Genomic DNA, 1,028 nt, shown 5'->3' on the forward strand with positions numbered 1-1,028 from the left:
TGCTTGCCGACACCATCTGCCGCACCGTCGAGTTGGGGGTGACCATCACCGACGCCGCCGTGGCCGACGAGCTCACGCACCTGTTCTGCTCCCCGGTCACACTGGATCCGATCTGCGCCGAGTGCGGGGTGGTGGGCCGGCTACGAGACCACATCGAGCGGCGGGTGACCGATCTGCCGATCGTCGGCCATCCCACCAGACTGCACGTGCGGGTACCGCGCTTCACCTGCGGCAACACCGAGTGCGTCACGCGGATCTTCCAGCAACGCATGCCGGCGTTGGCCGAGCCGCGGGCCAAGACCACCCGCCGTTGCACCCGCTGGATTCTGCAGCGCCTGGCGGTCGACCGCACCAGCGTGTCCGCGGTGGCCAAGGCCCTCGGGCTTGGCTGGGATTTGGTCAACGACCTGGCGGTCTCCGAGATCCGCACGATGGTCTACGACCAGCCCGGACACTTCGACGGGGTGCGCGTTCTAGGGGTCGATGAGCACAAGTGGAAGCACGTGCGCGGTGACGGCAGCAGCTCGTTTGTGACGGTGCTGGTCGACCTGACCCCGGTGGTGGACGGCACCGACCCGTCTCGCCTGCTGGACATGGTCCCGGGGCGTTCGGCGAGGGTCCTGACCGAGTGGCTCGACGCGCGCGACCAGGCGTTCCGTGACCGGGTCAAGGTGGTGACAATGGACGGGTTCGCCGGCTATCACACCGCCGCAGCCAAAGCCGTCCCCGAAGCGCGGACGGTGATGGATCCTTTCCACGTCGTGCACCTGGCCGCGGACAAGCTCACCGTGTGCCGCCAGCGCATCCAGCAGGCCACCACCGGGCACCGGGGCCGCACGGGCGATCCGCTGTACGGCATCCGCCGGACGTTGAACACCCGGGCCGAGCTGCTCACCGACAAGCAGAAGGCCCGCCTGTTCAAAGCGTTCACGGCCAACGATGCGCACGCGGCGGTGGAGGTCACCTACGGCGTCTACCAGCGGCTCATCGCCGCCTAGTAGTGCCCCATAGAGTGGTGTAACTCGGTG

Annotated in this window: 1 pseudogene; it reads left to right on the forward strand. The window is 68.1% G+C overall.

The window, feature by feature from the left end:
* Nucleotides 1–995, forward strand: a pseudogene (locus G6024_RS05005) (ISL3 family transposase); the annotation flags it as partial.
* Nucleotides 996–1,028: the final 33 nt, after the last annotated feature.

The organism is Dietzia maris (assembly GCF_014144855.1).
Classification (GTDB): domain Bacteria; phylum Actinomycetota; class Actinomycetes; order Mycobacteriales; family Mycobacteriaceae; genus Dietzia; species Dietzia kunjamensis.